Raw genomic sequence first — 19,363 nt, 5'->3', positions numbered from 1 at the left:
GTGCTCGTTTTTTTGGTGCAGGAGGCCTTTTATTACAAGAAATTTGTATAAAAAGGCCTATATCAATTGGAGGATCTAACTATTTCTGTATCAGTTTACTTAGATGTGTCTATGTAGTAGAGATGATTACAGCGGTAAATATTCGCCATCTTCAGGGATGAATACCTGTCCCGCAACTTTTTCTTCTTGTACGAATGTTCTTAATTCGTTACGAGACAGTGCCGCATGATTGACCGTATCCATATGTACAGCAATAATTTTAGCTTCAGGTGCATGTTCAATGGCTCGAAGCGTGTCTTGTTTACCCATGATAATAGCACCTTCAACGCCGTCTAAACGAGCATCACCCGTGTTAAGAACAACAGCTTCAGGTTTAAATTTGTTGAGTGTGTTTTCTACTTCGTCACGCCAAATTGTATCACCTACAAAATATACAGTATTGTAGTTATCTGCTTGTAATACGACCCCCATAGCTTCTCCTAACGTTTTGGCTAATGTTGGGATTGCGTACATTTCATCCGTTCCATGTTGTCCACCTGCTTTGGTTAAACTAACGCCATTAAATGTAGTTGCTTTAACGCCAAGCACGCGCACATCTTTGAACCCCTGAGAGCGAATCATGCTTGCATCTTCTTCATTTTGAACAAATAAAGTAAGCGTTTTAGGTAGTAAACTTTGGGCGGCATCGTCCCAATGGTCAAGGTGAGTGTGAGTGATGATGACGGCATCCACATTATCAATAACAGCTTCAGCAGAAATTGGTAAATCAGTCATTGGTATACGTATTTCACTACGGTAAGTACCAGCAAAACCTGGATAAGCATCTTTCTTTGCCAGCATGGGGTCGATTAAAAATGTTGTATCACCATAAGTAATTTTAGAGGTAGCATTTCGAATATGCTGAAATTGAATCTGCTGGAATTCCTTGTTAATAGTAGGTGTTGATTCGGCAAATGTGTTTGCAGTGTTGATAAAAGTCGCTAGGCCTAGCGCGAGTACGGTGGAAATAGATTTGAATCGCATAGTAGATCTCTTTGGTAGTTGATTAATATGAGTCATTATTATCAATACTTATCTATATGAATATTGACCCAAATGACAAAAAACGAAAAAATTGGGCCAAATAATGTGTAACTGTAAAATATGAGAATTCAGCCTATGAAAATTCCAAAGGTAGCTATCGTTCTGTATAGACAGTTCAGTGCTTTTCATATCGCTGCTCCGCAGGCTGTTTTTTCTGTGGCACCAGATGGCAAGCCTATTTTTGACTTGAAAGTAGTATCAATTGATGGTGAATTAGAGCATGCGGAAAATCGTATGACGATACGACCTGATGGCGGGCTGGAGCTATTAGATATAGCCGATATAGTCATTATTCCTGGTTGGCATGAGTTAGACAGTCCGCCTGCACTCAACTTAACGAATGCATTAATCCGAGCCCATGAAAGAGGGGCAATGGTAGTAGGACTTTGTTATGGCGCTTATGCATTAGCCTACTCAGGGCTATTGGATGGAAAGGAGGCAGCGACACATTGGATGGCCGAGGATGATTTTACAAACCGGTTTCCAAATATAAAGCTAAATACAAATGCACTTTATGTTGAAAGTGACCGTTTAGTCACTTCTGCGGGTACGGCTGCGGCTTTAGATTGTTGTTTGTATATCGTAAGGTCCGTATATGGCACAAAAATAGCGAATGGAGTTGCTCGTGTTTTAGTGGTCCCTCCACATAGAGAAGGAGGTCAGGCACAATTTATTGCACAACCAATCCCTAAATCCACTCAAGATGTAGAAATTAATCGATTACTGGATAACTTACGTGAAAACCTCGACAAGCAATATTCCATTGCCGATTTAGCTGAAAATTTATGTATGAGTCGTCGTACCTTTACTCGGCATTTCAATAAAGCTACTGGCATGTCATTTGGCAAATGGTTTGTTTATGCACGCCTACAGCGAAGCCTTGAGCTGCTTGAAAGTACAACACTGTCTATCGATAAAATAGCTGAAATTGTAGGTTTTCAAACATCAACTTCCTTCTATCGATAAAATAGCTGAAATTGTAGGTTTTCAAACATCAACTTCCTTCCGTCAGCACTTTAATCGGCGCTTTCAAGTTAGTCCAAGCTCTTGGCGTAAAACGTTTGCGGGAAGTTAATTAGGTTCAATAAGTGAACCAAGATTAAATGCCCCTATAACCTTTCTTTATAATTTATTGCGTTGGATCAGTTGGTCCGGGACAGCTTCCCCCCACTTCCCCATTGCTTCTAAAACATCTCGCAGATTTTCACCTAAAGTAGTTAACTCATACACCACTCGAGGCGGTGTTTCTGCATACGCTGTGCGTGTAACAAGTCCGTTAGCTTCAAATTGCTTTAGTCGGTGGGTAAGAGTATGTGCACTAATACCATCTAACTTATTTTTAAGTTCAGTAAATCGCAATGGGCCATGCAATAGCTCTCGAATGATTAACGTTGCCCATGGACCATCCATAAGTATTAGAAAACGCGCTACACCGCAACAAGGTGTTTCTCTGTTATTCATATATTTCTCTTTTTTGTAACTTTTTCTAATAGTGCATTTGACGTAACTGAACTTATTTTAGCACTATCATTACTCTGTTTTAATAACCAAGATGGAATACGCATGAAATATATTATTAATGGCGCAACAGGCGCTCAAGGTGCACCGCTTTATAATAAATTAATTGAGCAAGGGAAGAATGCTATTGCAGCTGTTCGTGATCCTAGCTCTTTAAAAGGGGCTCCAGCAGTTGCTTTGGATTTAGCTTCATTGGACTCACTTGTTTCTGCTTATACTGGTGCTGATGGAGTATTTATACATCTACCAATAGGCCCTGAGCCAATGCGCAATGAATTTGCACATAACATAGCAAAAGCAATTGATAAAGCTAAGCCTGCGCGGGTAGTTGTTTCAACTAGTGGATGGCCGTTAGGGATTCCTGACGATAAAAGCGCATTACCTACTTTGATTAACGAGCTTGAGAAAACAGGAATATCCTTAGCAATTATCGCGCCGCAGCTCTATCTTGAAAATTTATTGTTGCCAATGGTGATTGGACCAGTAAAAGATGAGCATAAGCTTCCTTATCCATTACGTAGTGACTATCCAGTTTCTTGGTGCTCTCATCTTGATATAGCTGATGTTGCAGCAGCACTTCTTCTTGATTCCTCTGTGACAGGAGTTGTTGAAGTTGGCCAACTGCCAGCCATCACGGGTAATGAATTAGCAAATGCCTTTGCTAAGCATTTTGGTCATGATGTTAACTTTGAAAGCCTAGCTCCTGAAGAGTTTGGTATTAAATTAGCGGTTCTGTTTGGGGAAGGTGCTGCCGCAGAGGTTGTTGAAGGGTATAAGGCAAAAGCACTGACTCAAGATTCAGCAATCCAACAAGCGATTAGCGCACAAGTATTGCTAGGAATTACACCACGTACTGTTGGACAGTGGCTAACGGATATGAATGTTTGAGTTCTTTTGTGGATCCCATCAAATTAAATGAAGGGTTGTTGAGATCTAGTTTAAATTAAGATAAATAACAGAGCGCTCTAAACTGTTTGGGCACTTTGGACGCTAGTCTAACGCTGTTATACCGATCAAAACGCCACGGCCTAGGATTAATGTGGCCTTGGCGTTTTGCGAGAAGATCACCATGCCGTGAGCCTTGATGGTGACCGCATCAGCACCATGTATATCCAGTACGGCCTCTTCACAGGCGTAGAAACCACTGAACAAGGTGTCGCTATCTGACAGCAAGAGCGAGCAGGGGGCGGCGCATGCTTTCACCTTGGCTTGGGTATCGCTTTCTCGCACCATGATATTCAGGTCTTCGATCTTGCCATTTTTCAAGGTAGCGTGAGTCTTATCACCGCCAGAAAAGCGTGCTATATCCAACACATTATTCAAAACATGAGTGTGGCGGTTGTGCGTGTCTGTGTTTGTGTCAGTGTGTTCGAGTGTCATGCCTTCACCAGATAACAACACCAAGGTGCGATGCAAGCCGCTGAAGTCGGAAAACATGCCATCTTCAACAACCGATGCCTGACTAATGCGAAAACGCAGGCCGCTTTCATCGTCATGACGTTGAATCTCTAGGGTTTCCCCAAGGCCGTTTTTCCACGGCATTCGTTGGTATTGTGATTGCTCGATGATGATGAAGTTAGGCATGGTACATGGCCTTTTTAATGACTTGAGTAAAGGCCAAACGGCTGCTTTCTTCTTGCTGGTGGTGGAAGTCTTTTATGATGTGTTTGCCCGCGACAAAAACGTCTTTTACAAGGTTTTCATTGGTGGCAAATAGCCAACGGTTGAGTAGGTCTTTGGCTTCGCTGGCGGCGATGAAAGGATGAGACTCGTCCAGCACCATAAAGTCAGCGCGGTTACCTTGGCTTAATCCCAATGATACGCCGCAGGCTTGATTTCCACCTAATAAGGCTTGTTGGTAAAGGTTGTCACCCACGCTGGTTTGGTCCGCACGGTATAGGCGGTTGCGTTGTTGATCACGCAGACGCTGCCCGTATTCATAGGTACGTAATTCTTCGACAATCGATAAGCTCACATGGCTATCTGAACCTATGCCCCAGCGGCCGTTGTCTTGTTCGAAGGCGACGCCTGGGAAAATACCATCGCCAAGATTGGCTTCAGTCGTGGGGCATAATCCTGCAATGGCTTGGCTGGTGGCAATGGCTTGGCGTTCAGCGTCTGTTAAATGGGTGGCGTGAACCAAACACCAGCGTTCATTCAAACCGATTTCATTATGCAGCCATTCCACAGGGCGTTGGCCGCTGAAGGCGAGACTGTCTTGTACTTCCTTTTGTTGCTCGGCGATATGGATGTGTATCGGAACCTCTTGTTTTAAGGCAGACAGCACAGTTTCAATTTGTGGTTTGGTCACTGCGCGCAGAGAGTGAAAACAAATGCCCAATTTATGGCGAGCGTGATTGGCTAGCGCTTTATCGCAGGCTTGGTGTAATGCCAAATAAGAATCGGTGGAGTTGATAAAGCGTGCTTGTCCGGCGCTCGGTGCTTGTCCGCCAAAACCAGAGTGAGAATACAGCACGGGTAGCAAAGTTAAGCCCATTCCAGATTCGTCTGCTGCAGCGATGATCTGATTCGACATTTCTCCGAGCTGATTGTAATGCTTGCCGCCAACATCGTGATGCAAGTAGTGAAATTCCCCCACTTGTGTGTAACCCGCTTTTAGCATGTCGATATACAGCTGCTTAGCGATGATGTGTGCGTCATCGGGCGTCAGCTTTTGTACGATTTTGTACATTAAATCGCGCCAACTCCAAAAACTGTCATTGGGATTTAAACTGACTTCCGCAGCACCGGCCATCACTCGCTGAAAGGCATGGGAGTGAACATTTGCTAGGGTCGGCAAGACGGGGCCAGATAATACATGGCAGTCTGTTGTTGGTGAACTGTCTGCTTCAAAAGAGTGAAATTGACCATTTTTAACAGAGAAAAGCACACCTTTCGCCCAGCCTGAAGAGAGCAAAGCGCGCTGCGCAAAATAGTATTGAGTGCTATCGCAATGAGTTGAGTATTGGCTAGTCACAAGTCATTTCCTAATGAAGATGGGTATTTCGAGTGTAATAGAAAATATAATGTATATACAAGTTTGTTTTTAATACGTTTCTTTTTCTTCTGATAATGCACTTATGTAGTGCTTGTTTGTTAAGGTTTTTTTGCTTTTCACAACGAGCTCTTTGTCTTTTTTAATCTGAATTTGCTGGATTTATTTTAAAAAATGGCTTGCATCTAGAAAAATTAGATTTTATCTTTAAGTTAATTGTATATACATGTTCGTTAAATCTTACTTTTAATCAGAATCAAAAGACATTCTTTGATAGGTGAAAAAATGACTAAGCAAACACTCGCTCAGAAACGCTACCGCGCTGGTGTGGTAAAAGCCGCCACAGGAACGACTCTTACCGCCAAATCTTGGTTCACGGAAGCGCCCATGCGTATGCTGATGAATAATCTCGATCCTGATGTAGCGGAAAACCCAGAAGAATTGGTGGTTTACGGTGGTATCGGTCGTGCGGCGCGTGACTGGGAATGTTATGACAAAATTGTTGAATCTCTAAAAGAACTAGAAGAAGACGAAACCTTATTAGTGCAATCTGGCAAGCCCGTGGGCGTGTTCAAAACCCACAGCAACGCGCCGCGCGTATTGATTGCTAACTCAAACCTAGTGCCACATTGGGCGAACTGGGAACACTTCAATGAGTTAGACGCGAAAGGCTTGGCCATGTACGGCCAGATGACGGCGGGTTCTTGGATCTACATTGGTAGCCAAGGCATAGTGCAAGGTACTTATGAAACCTTCGTTGAAGCAGGTCGTCAGCATTACGATGGTAACTTAACGGGTCGTTGGGTATTAACCGCTGGCCTTGGTGGTATGGGCGGTGCTCAGCCACTGGCGGCAACCTTAGCGGGTGCGTGTTCGTTGAATATCGAATGTCAGCAAAGCCGCATTGATTTCCGTCTACGTACTCGCTATGTGGATGAGCAAGCGACTGACCTAGACGATGCCATGGCGCGCATCAAAAAATACACAGCGGAAGGAAAAGCGATGTCTATCGCGCTTTGCGGTAATGCGGCAGACATTCTGCCAGAAATGGTAAAACGTGGTATTCGCCCAGATATGGTGACCGACCAAACATCGGCTCACGATCCATTAAATGGTTATTTGCCATTGGGCATGAGTTGGGAAGAGTACCGCGAAAAAGCACAAACTCAACCAAAAGATGTTGTCACAGCCGCTAAGCAGTCTATGGCAAAACATGTTCAAGCCATGTTGGATTTCCAGAAAATGGGCATTCCGACCTTTGACTATGGCAACAACATTCGTCAAATGGCATTGGAAGTAGGCATTGAAGATGCGTTTGATTTCCCAGGCTTCGTTCCCGCTTATATTCGTCCTTTGTTCTGCCGTGGTATCGGGCCTTTCCGCTGGGCGGCTTTGTCTGGCGATCCAGAAGATATTTATAAAACCGATGCCAAAGTAAAAGAATTGATCGCGGATGATGCGCATTTACACCGCTGGTTAGACATGGCCCGTGAGCGTATTCAGTTCCAAGGTTTGCCAGCGCGTATTTGTTGGGTCGGTCTTGGTCAACGTGCCAAACTTGGCCTAGCTTTTAATGAAATGGTTCGCAGCGGTGAGTTGTCGGCGCCAATCGTTATCGGCCGTGATCATTTGGATTCGGGTTCTGTATCCAGCCCGAACCGTGAAACTGAAGGCATGAAGGATGGCTCTGACGCCGTATCGGATTGGCCATTATTGAATGCTTTGTTAAATACCGCATCAGGCGCGACGTGGGTATCTTTGCACCACGGCGGCGGCGTTGGCATGGGTTTTTCACAACATTCTGGTATGGTCATTGTGTGCGATGGTAGTGATGATGCGGCAGCACGTATTGCACGTGTTCTGCATAATGATCCCGCCACAGGCGTGATGCGCCACGCGGATGCGGGTTACGATATTGCTATCGATTGCGCGAAAGAGCAGGGGCTAAATTTACCTATGATCACTGGCGCCCAAGCAAAATAATTCGTTGTTAATTTTCAATGCCTTGTTTTGATTGGAAGTTTGTAGGCCGGATGAGGGAGGTACGACCGTTATCCGGTGTTGTGATTTGAGAATAAAAAATTGAGGAACACCATGTTTGAATTAACCATAAAACCCGGTCAATTGACGCTGAATGAATTGCGCCAAATCAGTCGTCGTCACGTTAAATTGACGTTAGACGAGAGCGCTTTCCCTGCGATTCACGCCAGCACCCAAGTGGTCAACGATGTGATTGCCCAAAACCGTACTGTCTACGGTATTAACACAGGCTTTGGTTTGTTGGCGAATACGCGTATTGCGCCAGAAGATTTGGAAGAGTTGCAGCGCAGTATTGTCTTGTCGCACGCGGCGGGTATTGGTCAGTTGATGGAAGACAAAACTGTCAAACTGATCATGGCTTTGAAAGTAAACAGCCTGGCGCGTGGTTTCTCGGGCATTCGTTTGGAAGTGATTCAAGCACTGCTTACTTTGATTAACAAAGAAGTTTACCCCTGCATTCCGAAAAAAGGCTCTGTGGGTGCATCTGGCGATTTAGCGCCTTTGGCTCACATGAGCACCGTTTTGCTGGGTGAGGGCAAAGCCCGTTACCGTGGCGAAGTGATTTCAGGTCGTGCGGCCTTGTCTATCGCTGGATTAGAGCCGATCACCTTGGCACCAAAAGAAGGTTTGGCATTATTAAATGGTACGCAAGCTTCCACCGCTTTTGCTCTTGAAGGTTTGTTTGAAGCAGAAGATTTGTTCGCTTCCGCCGTTGTATGTGGTTCCTTGTCAGTCGAAGCGGCATTAGGCAGCCGCAGTCCATTTGATGCGCGCATTCATGAAGTGCGTGGTCATCAAACACAAATTGATACGGCAGCGGCTTATCGTCATCTTTTAGGCGAAACGTCTGAGCTGGGCGACTCTCACCAAGGCTGTGAAAAAGTTCAAGATCCGTATTCATTACGTTGTCAGCCGCAAGTCATGGGCGCCTGTTTGGAGCAAATCCGCAGCACGGCGAAAGTCTTGTGTGTGGAAGCCAACTCGGTATCGGACAATCCATTGGTGTTTGCGGAAGAAGGCGACATCATTTCTGGTGGTAACTTCCATGCCGAACCCGTTGCTATGGCAGCGGATAATTTAGCCTTGGCGATTGCTGAAATCGGCAGTTTGTCTGAGCGTCGTATGGCGTTGTTGATCGACAGCAATCTCAGTAAATTACCGCCATTCTTGGTGGATAACGGCGGTGTCAACTCTGGTTTCATGATTGCTCAAGTAACGGCTGCTGCACTAGCGAGTGAAAACAAAAGCTACGCGCATCCTGCGTCGGTAGACAGTTTGCCAACCTCGGCGAACCAAGAAGACCATGTTTCTATGGCAACGTTCGCGGCCCGTCGTTTGAAAGACATGGCGGAAAATACACGCGGTATTTTGGCGGTTGAGATTTTGTCTGCGGTACAAGGCTTGGACTTCCGCGCACCATTGAAATCCAGCAAACGTCTAGAAAACGCTCGTGCGACATTGCGCGCTCGTGTGCCTTTCTATGACAAAGATCGTTACTTTGCGACCGACATTGAGAAAGCCAACGACCTGTTATTAGAAGCCGTGCATAACGAGACCATGCCTGTCGGTTTACTACCAAGTCTGGCTGTGTAAGTAATTTAGACCCAATACCAAAAGCAGTTCTTTGTGAACTGCTTTTTTGTTTTGGCAGTGATGCGGTGACAGCAATAACCGTTTTAGAATGTGAGTGAAAAAGAGGGGCTATGGAGCACAAGATGACACGCGATTCTTTGATAACGTTAGACAGCGTATGGCGCGGTGCGCATGTCGCTACTATGAAAGGTGGCCAATATAGCATCATTGAAAACGCCGCCATTGGTGTTCGTGGTGGACGTATTGTTTGGATCGGCAAAGCGCACGATTTACCCGCATACCAGACGCAACACGAGCATGATTTGGGTGGTGGTTGGATTACGCCCGGTTTAATCGATTGCCATACGCACCTAGTGTTTGGTGGTAATCGAGCTGGGGAGTTTGAACAACGCTTAAATGGCGTGAGCTATCAAGACATCGCTAAGCAGGGTGGTGGCATTGCGTCGTCTGTAAGAGCCACCCGCGAGGCGAGCGAAGCTGAGTTGGTTGCCAGTGCATTACGTCGTTTAAAAAGCTTAATGGCCGATGGCGTGACCACGGTAGAGATTAAATCGGGTTATGGTTTGTCCCTCGATTCAGAGCTGAAAATGTTACGCGTCGCCGGAAAACTAGGTGATGAGTGGCCTGTGACCATTAAACGAACCTGTTTGGCGGCCCATGCGATGCCGCCAGAGTTCGACGATAAAGACGCTTATATTGATTACCTCTGCGAGAAGGTATTGCCGAAAGTCGCCCAACTTGGCATGGCCGATGCGGTAGACGCTTTTTGTGAAGGCATCGCCTTTAGTACCGAGCAAGTGGCGCGTTATTTTAGAACCGCTGAGTCATTAGGCTTGCCAGTAAAAATCCATGCTGAGCAGTTGTCTTCCTTAGGGGGCACCGCTATGGCCTCGTCGTTCAAGGCATTGTCGGCGGATCATATCGAATTTATTGAAGAATCAGACGTAAAAGCCATGGCCGAATCGGGAACGGTTGCCGTATTGTTACCGGGGGCGTTTTTCACCCTAAAAGAGACACAGCGTCCACCGATTGCTTTGTTACGTCAATATGGTGTGCCCATGGCGATTGCCACGGATGCGAACCCAGGCACCTCTCCTGCGTTATCGCTTCGTCTAATGATGAACATGGCATGCACCCTGTTTGCGCTGACGCCTGAAGAAGCCCTTGCTGGCGCGACAATTCATGCGGCAAAAGCATTGGGAATGGCGGATTCTCATGGTAGTTTAGAAATTGGGAAAGTCGCTGATTTTGTCTGCTGGCAGGTAGACAGCCCCGGTGAGCTCAGTTATTGGTTGGGCGGTGATCTTGTGAAAACCAGGGTCTACGAGGGCAAACAATCTGACGGTAAAAATAGCCAAGGTAGCAATAGGCTAGGTAAAAATAGCCAAGGGGAACCAGCATAATGACAACACACGCTTCATTAACCGTACCGGCCTTTGACTTTGTGCAAGGGGATTCGCCCTTACTGGTCAGCATGCCACATTCGGGTTTGAACCTGACGGCAGAGGCGCAAGCGGGTTTAACAGATCAAGCCAAAAAATTGCCCGATACGGATTGGTTTATCCCTGAACTGTATGGTTTTTTGGCGTCATTAGGTGTCGGCTTTATCAAAGCGAATTATTCTCGCTATGTGATCGATCTTAACCGTCCATATGATGATAAACCGCTTTATGCGACCAAAACTACGGGTCTGTTCCCAGACATTTTATTCGAAGACAGTCCAGTTTTTGTCGAAGGTAAAGCACCAAGTGATGAACACAAAGCCTTTTGCAAAGAACAGATCTGGAGGCCTTATCACAATACGATTGAACAAGAGCTGGCGCGTTTAAAAGCTAAATTTGGCTATGCTATTCTGTTTGACGCCCACAGCATCGCCGCCGAAGTGCCTATGTTATTTGACGGCACACTGCCAGACTTCAACTGGGGTACCAACGAAGGTAAGGCGTGTCATGAAGCCTTAGCCAATGCCGTCACGCAAATATTGCGACCAAACTATACACAAGTGCTCAATGGGCGTTTTAAAGGCGGCTATATCACGCGCTATTTTGGCCAGCCAGAAGAAGGCATTCACGCCATCCAGCTCGAACTTTCCCAAGCTACGTACCTTAATGACGAGCTGGCAAAACAGTCAGAATATCAACTGGATGAACAGAAACAGCCATTGATCACACAACAGCTGAAAGACGTGATTGAAGCCTGTCTATACGTTCGATTTTAGTTTCAACTTTTTATAGTTCAAGAATCCCCATGTTGTGAAAACAGCATGGGGATTTTTTTGTAATATCATTCTATCTAGAATGATTTATCCTGACATAAATGTATCTTTAGGGCTTTATTTATATGCTCTAGAATAAAGTCACTTTGATCTAAATATGTCAGGATAATTTTGTGTCAGTTGCCGCTTTAGTTAATAATAAACGTGATCGAATGAAACGGGGAGTTCCTTTTCAATAGAGAATTTTTATTCTCTAGTATCTGTGTCAGCTGTCCAAAAGACGATGAGTCGGCGTATCGATTGGGTATGCAAACACAAGCCCCTATCAAAGTGATCTATTGGGCGAATGGAGCGAGCAGAGAATTTAGTATTGGTAATGAACTCATCACGGTGAAACATGTTTGCGAAAGTAAGCTTCGTTGGGCGAATCAGCCTATAGGGCGTTTTTATCGTAGTTTATTGTCATTGTCGCCGGAATTTACGCCTGTATCGTCTCTTCAGCAGGCTGCAAAAAGGTTCGGTTTGTCGGATCTGGAAACAAAAAAATTCTTAGATAAGCTTCAAACTGAACCTATGTTAAAAGAATGGAAACCAAAATTAATAGAGCTAAGGAGTAGCTTGTTTGAATGTTCTGGAACTTTAAGACATTGAAATTAGTAGCTACTTATCCGATATTGAAGGCTTTGAGTCTCTCGGCCTGCCTAAAGCTAAGGTTATGGCCTATCAGCAATACTCCATACTTTGGGAAAAACTAACTGCCCTACATCAGTTTTCCACTCAAACAAAAGAACCGAATCTAGATCGTTTAGCGCGGCATTGGTATGATGTGAATTGTCTTATCAATACTTCTTTGCCGATCCTTTTACGACATCCCACTGGACCAGCAGGAGCCTGACTTAAAAATGTTCACACGTACTATTTTTAATCACCCGTTTTATTCATTTCTATCTTTTGTCGCTCTTTTCATGTCTAAACTGCTATAAAGACACATCCAAAGGAAGAGGGTAAACAAGTGCTTAAGCAACTCGGTAAAATAAACGGTTATTACCTCGCCATTGTGTTGGCGATTGTTTTTTCGTGGTGGGGCTTGCTCGACAGTAAAGCATCTGACTATGTCTCTTCTTCCTTAGTGCAGGCGTTAAGTGCGTTTGGTTTGGCGAAATTGTTTAACGCCACTGTTTCTGTGCTGCAAAGCATCCAAATCAGTGTGTTTGTCAGTTCTGTGACTATTGGTGAGTTATTAGACCCATTTAACGATATGGTGGAAGATTTTTCTGGTGTGATGAAGGTGGCGGTGTCGTCGCTTATTTTTCAAAGCATTTTGCTCAAAATCACCTCTACTGTGTATTTTAAAGTCTTTGCTACCTTGTCGGGTTTGCTGTTTGGCTACTTATATTGGTGCAAAAGCCGTTTTGCCGAAGTGGCGTATAAAGTCTTTGTTACTGCCGTGGGCGCGAAGTTTTTATTGGTACTGGTGGTGTTACTGTCAGCGCTGGTTGATGCATCGTTTTTAAACGATGAAAAGACGCAAACCATGGATAAAATCCAAGTTCATTCTGAAGATATGAACGAAGTAACAACAGGTTTAGGCGTCGCAGCGGATCTCAAGCAATCCCTCGATAAAGACAAACAAACGCTTCAAATCAAACTAGATGAAGAGCAACAAACCTTGTCGAAACAGGATGAGCGATTGGTTGAATTAAACGCTCAGAATGAGTCCCTTAATCGTCAAATATCGGCACGTAAAGATACGTTATCAGCCTTAGATATTTTGTTTAATAACGATGAAATACTAGCTGATCTGCGAACACAGCAAAGCGCTCTGAGCGATGATCGCCAGCGTACGGAACAAAACATCAAGACCTCGCAAAATAAGATCAATGCCTTGCAGCAATCCATTACTGATCTAGGCAATCTTACCTTAGAAGACCAAGGTTTTTTCTCATCCATTAAACAAAGCGCTTTTGGGCTGAGTCATTTTAAAGACAAGATCAGCGAGTACGTGGGCACGCTCAATGACCTCGTCAACGATTTCCTTACCTTACTGGCATTATTTGCTTTTAACACTGTCTTTATTCCAGTGTTGTTTCTTTATTTAGGAGCAAAAGGCTTTACATTGATTTGGCAAATGAAACCGTCTGACCTGATAGAGCGAGCTAAAAAAAGCGTAAAAGAGAGCCTATAAAACGTTGCTATTTATGTTTTCTATTTACGCTTTAACCAGCCTTTCGCTGCGTCAGTGATGGCAACCAGCGCTGGGTTGGAGAGACGTTGTTCGGTGGCAATGGCGAAGAACTGCTCGCGTATTTCTTCGCTGCTGCCGATGATCTCCACCTGAAACTGCTTTGCCACCTCGCTCGCAATGGCCGATGGCACGATAAACACGCCCGCACCTGCTTGACCAAAGGTTTTCATTAACGCTCGGTCATCAAATTCGCCCATGATTTTCGGATGGATATGGTGTTTTTCTAGCCATTGTAAGAGTTGAATTTGTATCAAAGATTGATCACTTGGGATCAAAAATGGTGCGCCGATTAAACTCTTGGGAAAATCTGCTTCACCTTGTTCGATTAGCTTTGGTGCCGCCATAAAAGACGTACCACATTCGCCCAAAAAGTGATTAAATCCTCGCACGCTCAAATGTGCTGGAATCGGACCGTCGGCAATAATAAGATCCAATTTATGCAACGCCAACTCGCCCAATAAATCCTCTAAACTGTTTTCTTTGCAGACAAGTCGTACCGGATCTTCTAACGCCATAGCCGGCGCCAATAGACGATAAGCGATGGATTTTGGTATCGAATCCGCAATGCCGACGCGCAGTAATTGTGTTCTATCGGTCGATGCGATGCGCACAGATTGTTCCAGTTCGCTGCCTAAGGAAAATATCTCATCGGCGTAACTCAGTACCATATGACCCGTACTGGTCAACGCCAGGTTGCGACCCACCTTGCTAAATAGATCTTTACCCAGTTGCTCTTCTAGCAGACTTATCTGCCCGCTGATGGTTTGCGGTGTAATGTGCAAATGTTCGCTGGCTTTTGTAATGCTGCCTTGCTTCGCCACCATCCAAAAATAATGCAAATGTTTGAAATTGATCATATTTTACCAACAGTTCGAGAAAAACTAATTATTGACATTAATAATTCGATTATATCTTACGAGTTTTTGTGAGTAACGTGAAGTTTCCAACATAACTTACTCATTCATGAGTGAAGGAGAACAAGATGAGAATCAAAGTCCAAGCACGTCGTCTAGCGCTGACCAAAAGTTTAAAAGCGTATGTGAAACGTCGTCTTAATTTTGCCTTGAATTCCCGTTATGACAATATTCAACGAGTGACCGTGACGCTTACCGATGTCAACGGTCCGAAAGGTGGTGAAGACAAACACTGCCAAGTTCTGGTCAAACTCAATGGCCAAAAAGAAGTGGTAATAAGCGAGCAACAAGCCGATTTGTATTCGGCCATAGACAGCGCTGCTAGCCGTACAAGCCGAACGGTGACACGACGCATTGAACGACTACAACACAAAGCCACGCGATTAAAAGCTGCGTTTCATAAGATGAGACCGCAGAAGAAAATGCCGCGAGACATTTATGAAGAATACGAAAATGAATACGGCTACTACCAACATGCTTGAGTAACAATCTCGATTCCCTGAACTGATAAGTAACAACCGCTTTAGGCGAACCAATTAATCGGTTCGCCTTTTTTTGATTTGAATTGGCGGTGTCAAAGGCGTTATGGAGAGCAGGGCTCATTATGTCTGATTCGTCATTCCTGATTCATTAATGTTTGCCTCGTTGTGAGTGGGAAGCAATCCTTTGGCAATCTCCATAGCAGCATCTGTTGACGATGCCAAAATCAAAGGGTAGCCCCAGAATTTGGCAAAAACTTCCGAGAATGCTTTGAATCCCAAACGTTTGGCTGTGTTGGGTTCTATTAGAATCATGGCGATAACTAACTTGCGAAGCTCTGCCTTGTTTTTTTTCATCCACAGTGATGTGCGTTTCTTTTCTTCCTTAGAGTGGTCGTGATCACCTGTCGGAGCCGAGTCGCTCAAAAGCACAAAGGGTTCTCCTCGTTTCAAGTTTGCTTCGAATTCATCGAAATCTTTTTGCGAGTCTTGCCCAGGTTCGTGTGCAAGACTTATCCAAACAAAAGGAAATTGCGAACTATTCATTGACATAATGTACTCCTATTTTGTTAACGCCCGCCAAGTAGCGACGATGGCACATACACCAGGAAGTGTGATGAAAAACAGTGCTGAGAATGCAACGTGAGCGCCATCTCGGATCCCATCAAAGATACCTCCAAGAGTGTTTAGCGCGACAAGAAGTCCTCCGATAATGAGAGCCAACCATTGCGCTTTCGTGGTTCCAATTAAGGTCATTAGAACCGTTACGATCCAAATGCCATAGTATGCGGAAAACATCCATAACGTATTGGTATCAAAGGTGATTGCTGGGCCCTGACCTTTCGCAATAACATAGTCATTGAGGAAGAAAAATAACTGCAGTGTCACAAAAAGTACCGCACCGACAGCCGTTGTTAGCCAAAATAACGTGATTCTGTTTGCTTCATTATTCATCTTAATACCTTTCATAGTAGTGGGTTGGGGTTAAAATTTTGCAGTCATTCCCAGCCAATAGCGGCGGCCGTCGTCGACAAATCCATATTCGTTGTAGTCAATTTTTTGGTTTGCAAGGTTATAAATTGCAGCGCGAAGACTGAGAGTTTGATTGATATTGTAGCTAGCGCCGATATCGAATGTAGTGAATGCAGGCGATTCGACGGGGGATAGTAAGGCGGCTGTGCCACCAACGTTATCACTGTCTTTACCGCGATAAGCTAAGCGAGCCCAAGAGGTAAACTCTGCTGTTGGCTTATAATTTAGCGTACTCGTTAGCTGGTGGCGTGGTAGTTTGTTTAAGGGCTTTCCCTCATAACTACCAGATTCTTGTCTGGAGTAAGTGAAGGTGTAGCTGTTATCCAAGGTTATGTTCGATGACAGAGGAAGTCCTAAGCTCGCTTCAACGCCGCGAGTGATGGCCTTATCTACATTTGCGTAAGTGAGAGCGTTCGTGCCTCTTGATGGTGGACAATCACTACCACAAGCAACGGTGGTTATCTTGTCCTCAAATTTGTTGTTGAATAAAGTCAATCCGCCAGTCACTCCATTGTTACTGTACAGAATGCCGATTTCCTGACTAAGCGATTTTTCTGGCTTTAAGTCGTCATTACCATAGATGTTACCGAGGCCGCTGGCTGATGCGTAGCCACTGGCTACTTTTGTCATGTCAGGTGATTTGAAGCCTGAAGTCACACCTCCTTTTAATGTCCATTGTGGAGTGATTCCCCAAACACCATAAACACGAGGGCTCCAATGATGACCGTAACGGTTATCGTCGTCGAGACGAGCACCTGCGGTTAATGTAAAAGTGTCCGTCAAATACCAATCATCTTCTGCAAATAGGGAATTCTGCTTACGGGTAATATCATATTGATTTGTCACACGATTCGAAAAGCTGTCGTGTAGCGTATTATGTCGACTGCCACCACCTACGGTGACAAGATGTTCTTCCAGTGGCATCGCCAAGGAGGTACGAAATTCGGTATTTTTTAAGCGAATATCTTGTGAGGAAACATTGAAAGTTTCCTGCTGAACATAGGTTTCTGATGTTCCTAGCATCCAACGTCCTGTATGTGATAGCGAGAAGCGATCAACATCTACCTTTTTGTCATAGGGTGTGGCGCAACCGTAATAGGAATAGGTAGCGCAGTTTGGGTCGATACTTTTGCCCAGTTCTTGTTCAACATGCTGCTCTGTGTGATTTGCTGCAAAAATGATGTCGTGGTCTGGTGTTGGAGTCAGTGCGAATTTTGCGGTGATGTTGTTGCGTGTGCTATCACGATATCCATTGTAGATATTATCTTCGTCGCGCTTAGAATACTGACCATAGAGCTGCAAGCCGAGCAAATCTTGCTTGATTGGACCTGTTAGAAAAAAACTGCCCTGATTTGCGTCTCCAGATTTGGAATTCTCCTGCAATAATGAGTCTGTACTCACTTCGCCGCCCCATTCTTTGGCAACCTTACGAGTGATAACATTGATAACTCCCCCCATTGCATCGGCACCGTATAATGAAGACATAGGTCCACGTACTATCTCGATACGTTCAATGGCTGAAATGGGTGGTGTCCAAGCGTTCATCTGGCCCAGACCGTCAGAAAGACGACTTGTTTCTCGAGAATCCGTACGCTTACCATCGATCAGTATCAGCGTGTAAGCAGATCCCATTCCTCGAATACTAATTTCCTTGCGATCATTGCCGCCAGTAGTGGTTAATCCTGGAACAGAAGAAAGAGCGTCCGCCAAATCACGGTAAGGTTTACTTTCGAGTTCTTCGCGGGTAATAACGCTAATTGAAGCGGGCGCATCATTAACATCTTGTGCAACGCCACCTGGTGATGCTGTAACAACAATACCAGTTAGTTGAACGGCTGTATTTTGAGCTTCTTGAGTGGTTGATTCATTTGCAAACGCATTCTGTGTGCTAATAGATGTACCTGCGGCAATTGCGACACCAAGTGATACACACCGTCCGAGATGTATGACGTTGTAATACCCAGAATTTTTTAAAGGCGGCGCTATTGTTGGTGAGATTGGTCGAATGCTTGGTGCTAGAGGGAAAAGGTGACATTTCATTAAATAAGACTCATTTTCATTTGTGATGAGTCATTTAACACCACATAGATTCATGGCGGATAGCGAATATTGGCCAAATTATTGTTCAATTCGGCCAATTTCTGGGGGGGGGGTATTTGACTAGCCGTAATACGAGATACCTTAACTTTCCCGCTTAAATTCCGTCATGATATTAACGTCGCTTGTGTTCTATTGAATAATTTAACTATAGTTGTTTGCAATTGGGCCAGATATCTGACTAGACATGTTGTACCTACTATTATGATTATTAAAACTGATTTGACTGCTAGTAAGACGATAGACGTGGACAGTGTGCAGCGTCATGTTGTTGCATTGAGTGCGACAGCGATCACCAAAGACTGGGAGCATGAGCAACACCAACATCGTAAAGCGCAATTGATTTATTCTGTTCGTGGCACTATTCGCTGTGAAATTGAAGATGGCGTTTGGATTGTCCCGCCACAGTGCGCGGTATGGATTCCTGGAGACGTATTGCATTCGGCTAAGGGGTCTGGTGAATGTTATTGTTTGTTTGTAGAACCTGACGCTGTCGATAACCTTCCTAAAACCTGTTGCACCATTTCTGTGTCTCCTCTGTTACGTGAACTGCTTATAAGAGCGACAATTATTCCAGAGCTGTATGTTTTGGGAGGGAGTGAAGAACGATTAATTGCTACTTTACTCGATGAATTAACCATGGCTCCGGTGGAGGATTTTTATTTGCCGATGCCGAGAGACTCTAGACTACGTCGACTGGTCGAGATGTTATTAGCCGATCCGGCAGAAAAAACCGCCAAAGGCAGTTGGGCTTCTCGCATCGGTATGAGTGAGAGAAGCATGAGCCGATATATGTCCTCAGAAGTCGGAATGAGTTTTGGACGCTGGCGTCGACAGCTTCATGTAATGATTGCTCTTCAGCGTCTGAGCAAAGGCGAAAGCGTGCAAATGGTGGCGCTGGAATTAGGTTACGAGAATGCCAGTGGTTTTGTCACCATGTTCCGTAAGGTGGTTGGTAAGCCACCAGCGAGATACCTTTTCGAACGGACAACAGCATTAGAAACGGCCGGTGTGCCTACGATAATCCTTCCAGATCACAACGACATTTAGTTATTAAAAAGACCCTATTAACAAACATGCTTGAGTAACAATCTCGATTCCCTGAACTGATAAGTAACAACCGCTTTAGGCGAACCAATTAATCGGTTCGCC

General features: G+C 44.8%; 19 protein-coding genes. 11 read left to right on the top strand and 8 right to left on the bottom strand.

The features are described 5' to 3' along the window. Positions 1-126 precede the first annotated feature (126 nt). Positions 127-1,023 carry an MBL fold metallo-hydrolase gene (locus DK187_RS09580; protein ID WP_188322952.1) on the bottom strand — a complete coding sequence of 299 codons (897 nt, stop codon included), beginning with the start codon at positions 1,021-1,023 and terminating at the stop codon, positions 127-129. A gap of 135 nt (positions 1,024-1,158) precedes the next feature. On the opposite strand from DK187_RS09580, the gene DK187_RS09575 reads away from it, so the two are divergent. Then, positions 1,159-2,049: a GlxA family transcriptional regulator gene (locus DK187_RS09575; protein ID WP_223232292.1), complete on the top strand. Its 891-nt coding sequence runs from the start codon at positions 1,159-1,161 to the stop codon at positions 2,047-2,049. 156 nt (positions 2,050-2,205) lie between these two features. On the opposite strand, the gene DK187_RS09570 is transcribed toward DK187_RS09575, so the two are convergent. Continuing rightward, a complete protein-coding gene (locus tag DK187_RS09570) occupies positions 2,206-2,544 on the bottom strand; it encodes a winged helix-turn-helix transcriptional regulator (RefSeq protein WP_111607127.1) in 339 nt (112 codons plus the stop codon). A gap of 102 nt (positions 2,545-2,646) precedes the next feature. Between DK187_RS09570 and DK187_RS09565 the strand changes: the two genes are divergently transcribed. Further along, complete coding sequence (locus DK187_RS09565) at positions 2,647-3,489, top strand: SDR family oxidoreductase (RefSeq protein WP_111607126.1); 843 nt, start codon at positions 2,647-2,649, stop codon at positions 3,487-3,489. A gap of 102 nt (positions 3,490-3,591) precedes the next feature. Here the strand turns inward: DK187_RS09565 and DK187_RS09560 are convergent, their stop codons facing one another. Together DK187_RS09560 and DK187_RS09555 are read right to left on the bottom strand one after the other, a co-directional pair. Then, positions 3,592-4,185 carry a HutD/Ves family protein gene (locus tag DK187_RS09560; protein WP_111607125.1) on the bottom strand — a complete coding sequence of 198 codons (594 nt, stop codon included), beginning with the start codon at positions 4,183-4,185 and terminating at the stop codon, positions 3,592-3,594. After that, positions 4,178-5,578 (bottom strand): formimidoylglutamate deiminase, encoded by a 1,401-nt coding sequence (locus tag DK187_RS09555; RefSeq protein WP_111607124.1) that lies wholly within the window; start codon positions 5,576-5,578, stop codon positions 4,178-4,180. The genes DK187_RS09560 and DK187_RS09555 overlap by 8 nt, the downstream gene beginning before the upstream one ends. A 303-nt stretch (positions 5,579-5,881) precedes the next feature. On the opposite strand from DK187_RS09555, the gene hutU reads away from it, so the two are divergent. The 7 genes from hutU to DK187_RS09520 all read left to right on the top strand — a co-directional run bounded on the left by hutU (position 5,882) and on the right by DK187_RS09520 (position 13,629). Continuing rightward, on the top strand, positions 5,882-7,579 hold the full coding sequence (gene hutU, locus DK187_RS09550; RefSeq protein WP_111607123.1) for a urocanate hydratase: 1,698 nt from the start codon (positions 5,882-5,884) through the stop codon (positions 7,577-7,579). Between the two features lie 111 nt (positions 7,580-7,690). Continuing rightward, positions 7,691-9,229: a histidine ammonia-lyase gene (gene hutH, locus DK187_RS09545; protein ID WP_111607122.1), complete on the top strand. Its 1,539-nt coding sequence runs from the start codon at positions 7,691-7,693 to the stop codon at positions 9,227-9,229. A gap of 122 nt (positions 9,230-9,351) precedes the next feature. Then, on the top strand, positions 9,352-10,632 hold the full coding sequence (hutI, locus tag DK187_RS09540; protein WP_111607196.1) for an imidazolonepropionase: 1,281 nt from the start codon (positions 9,352-9,354) through the stop codon (positions 10,630-10,632). Continuing rightward, positions 10,632-11,447, top strand: a complete 816-nt coding sequence (gene hutG / locus DK187_RS09535) for an N-formylglutamate deformylase (RefSeq protein ID WP_111607121.1) — start codon at positions 10,632-10,634, stop codon at positions 11,445-11,447. The genes hutI and hutG overlap by 1 nt, the downstream gene beginning before the upstream one ends. Before the next feature lie 303 nt (positions 11,448-11,750). Then, positions 11,751-12,095 (top strand): hypothetical protein, encoded by a 345-nt coding sequence (locus tag DK187_RS09530; protein WP_204355610.1) that lies wholly within the window; start codon positions 11,751-11,753, stop codon positions 12,093-12,095. Then, positions 12,091-12,339 carry a nucleotidyl transferase AbiEii/AbiGii toxin family protein gene (locus DK187_RS21570; protein WP_111607120.1) on the top strand — a complete coding sequence of 83 codons (249 nt, stop codon included), beginning with the start codon at positions 12,091-12,093 and terminating at the stop codon, positions 12,337-12,339. The genes DK187_RS09530 and DK187_RS21570 overlap by 5 nt, the downstream gene beginning before the upstream one ends. A 117-nt stretch (positions 12,340-12,456) precedes the next feature. Then, entirely contained in the window at positions 12,457-13,629 is a 1,173-nt protein-coding gene (locus tag DK187_RS09520) for a hypothetical protein (RefSeq protein ID WP_111607119.1), read from the top strand. A 20-nt stretch (positions 13,630-13,649) separates the two neighbouring features. Here DK187_RS09520 and nhaR read toward each other — a convergent pair whose 3' ends face one another. Further along, positions 13,650-14,546, bottom strand: coding sequence for a transcriptional activator NhaR (gene nhaR / locus DK187_RS09515; RefSeq protein ID WP_111607118.1), 897 nt, complete (start codon positions 14,544-14,546; stop codon positions 13,650-13,652). A gap of 125 nt (positions 14,547-14,671) precedes the next feature. Between nhaR and DK187_RS09510 the strand changes: the two genes are divergently transcribed. Further along, positions 14,672-15,085, top strand: a complete 414-nt coding sequence (locus tag DK187_RS09510) for an HPF/RaiA family ribosome-associated protein (protein ID WP_111607117.1) — start codon at positions 14,672-14,674, stop codon at positions 15,083-15,085. A 120-nt stretch (positions 15,086-15,205) separates the two neighbouring features. Here the strand turns inward: DK187_RS09510 and DK187_RS09505 are convergent, their stop codons facing one another. The 3 genes from DK187_RS09505 to DK187_RS09495 are packed head-to-tail and all read right to left on the bottom strand — an operon-like array spanning position 15,206 to position 18,154. Continuing rightward, positions 15,206-15,634 carry a hypothetical protein gene (locus DK187_RS09505; protein WP_111607116.1) on the bottom strand — a complete coding sequence of 143 codons (429 nt, stop codon included), beginning with the start codon at positions 15,632-15,634 and terminating at the stop codon, positions 15,206-15,208. 9 nt (positions 15,635-15,643) lie between these two features. After that, positions 15,644-16,036, bottom strand: coding sequence for a hypothetical protein (locus DK187_RS09500; protein ID WP_111607115.1), 393 nt, complete (start codon positions 16,034-16,036; stop codon positions 15,644-15,646). Positions 16,037-16,066: 30 nt separating this feature from the next. Next, on the bottom strand, positions 16,067-18,154 hold the full coding sequence (locus DK187_RS09495; RefSeq protein WP_223232293.1) for a TonB-dependent receptor domain-containing protein: 2,088 nt from the start codon (positions 18,152-18,154) through the stop codon (positions 16,067-16,069). A gap of 261 nt (positions 18,155-18,415) precedes the next feature. On the opposite strand from DK187_RS09495, the gene DK187_RS09490 reads away from it, so the two are divergent. After that, positions 18,416-19,261: an AraC family transcriptional regulator gene (locus DK187_RS09490; protein WP_111607114.1), complete on the top strand. Its 846-nt coding sequence runs from the start codon at positions 18,416-18,418 to the stop codon at positions 19,259-19,261. The last annotated feature ends 102 nt before the right edge of the window (positions 19,262-19,363 follow it).

It is taken from the genome of Marinomonas arctica, assembly GCF_003259225.1.
Classification (GTDB): domain Bacteria; phylum Pseudomonadota; class Gammaproteobacteria; order Pseudomonadales; family Marinomonadaceae; genus Marinomonas; species Marinomonas arctica.
The sequence above is the reverse complement of the archived record's forward strand: the minus strand, read 5'-3'. Positions and strand labels throughout refer to the sequence as shown.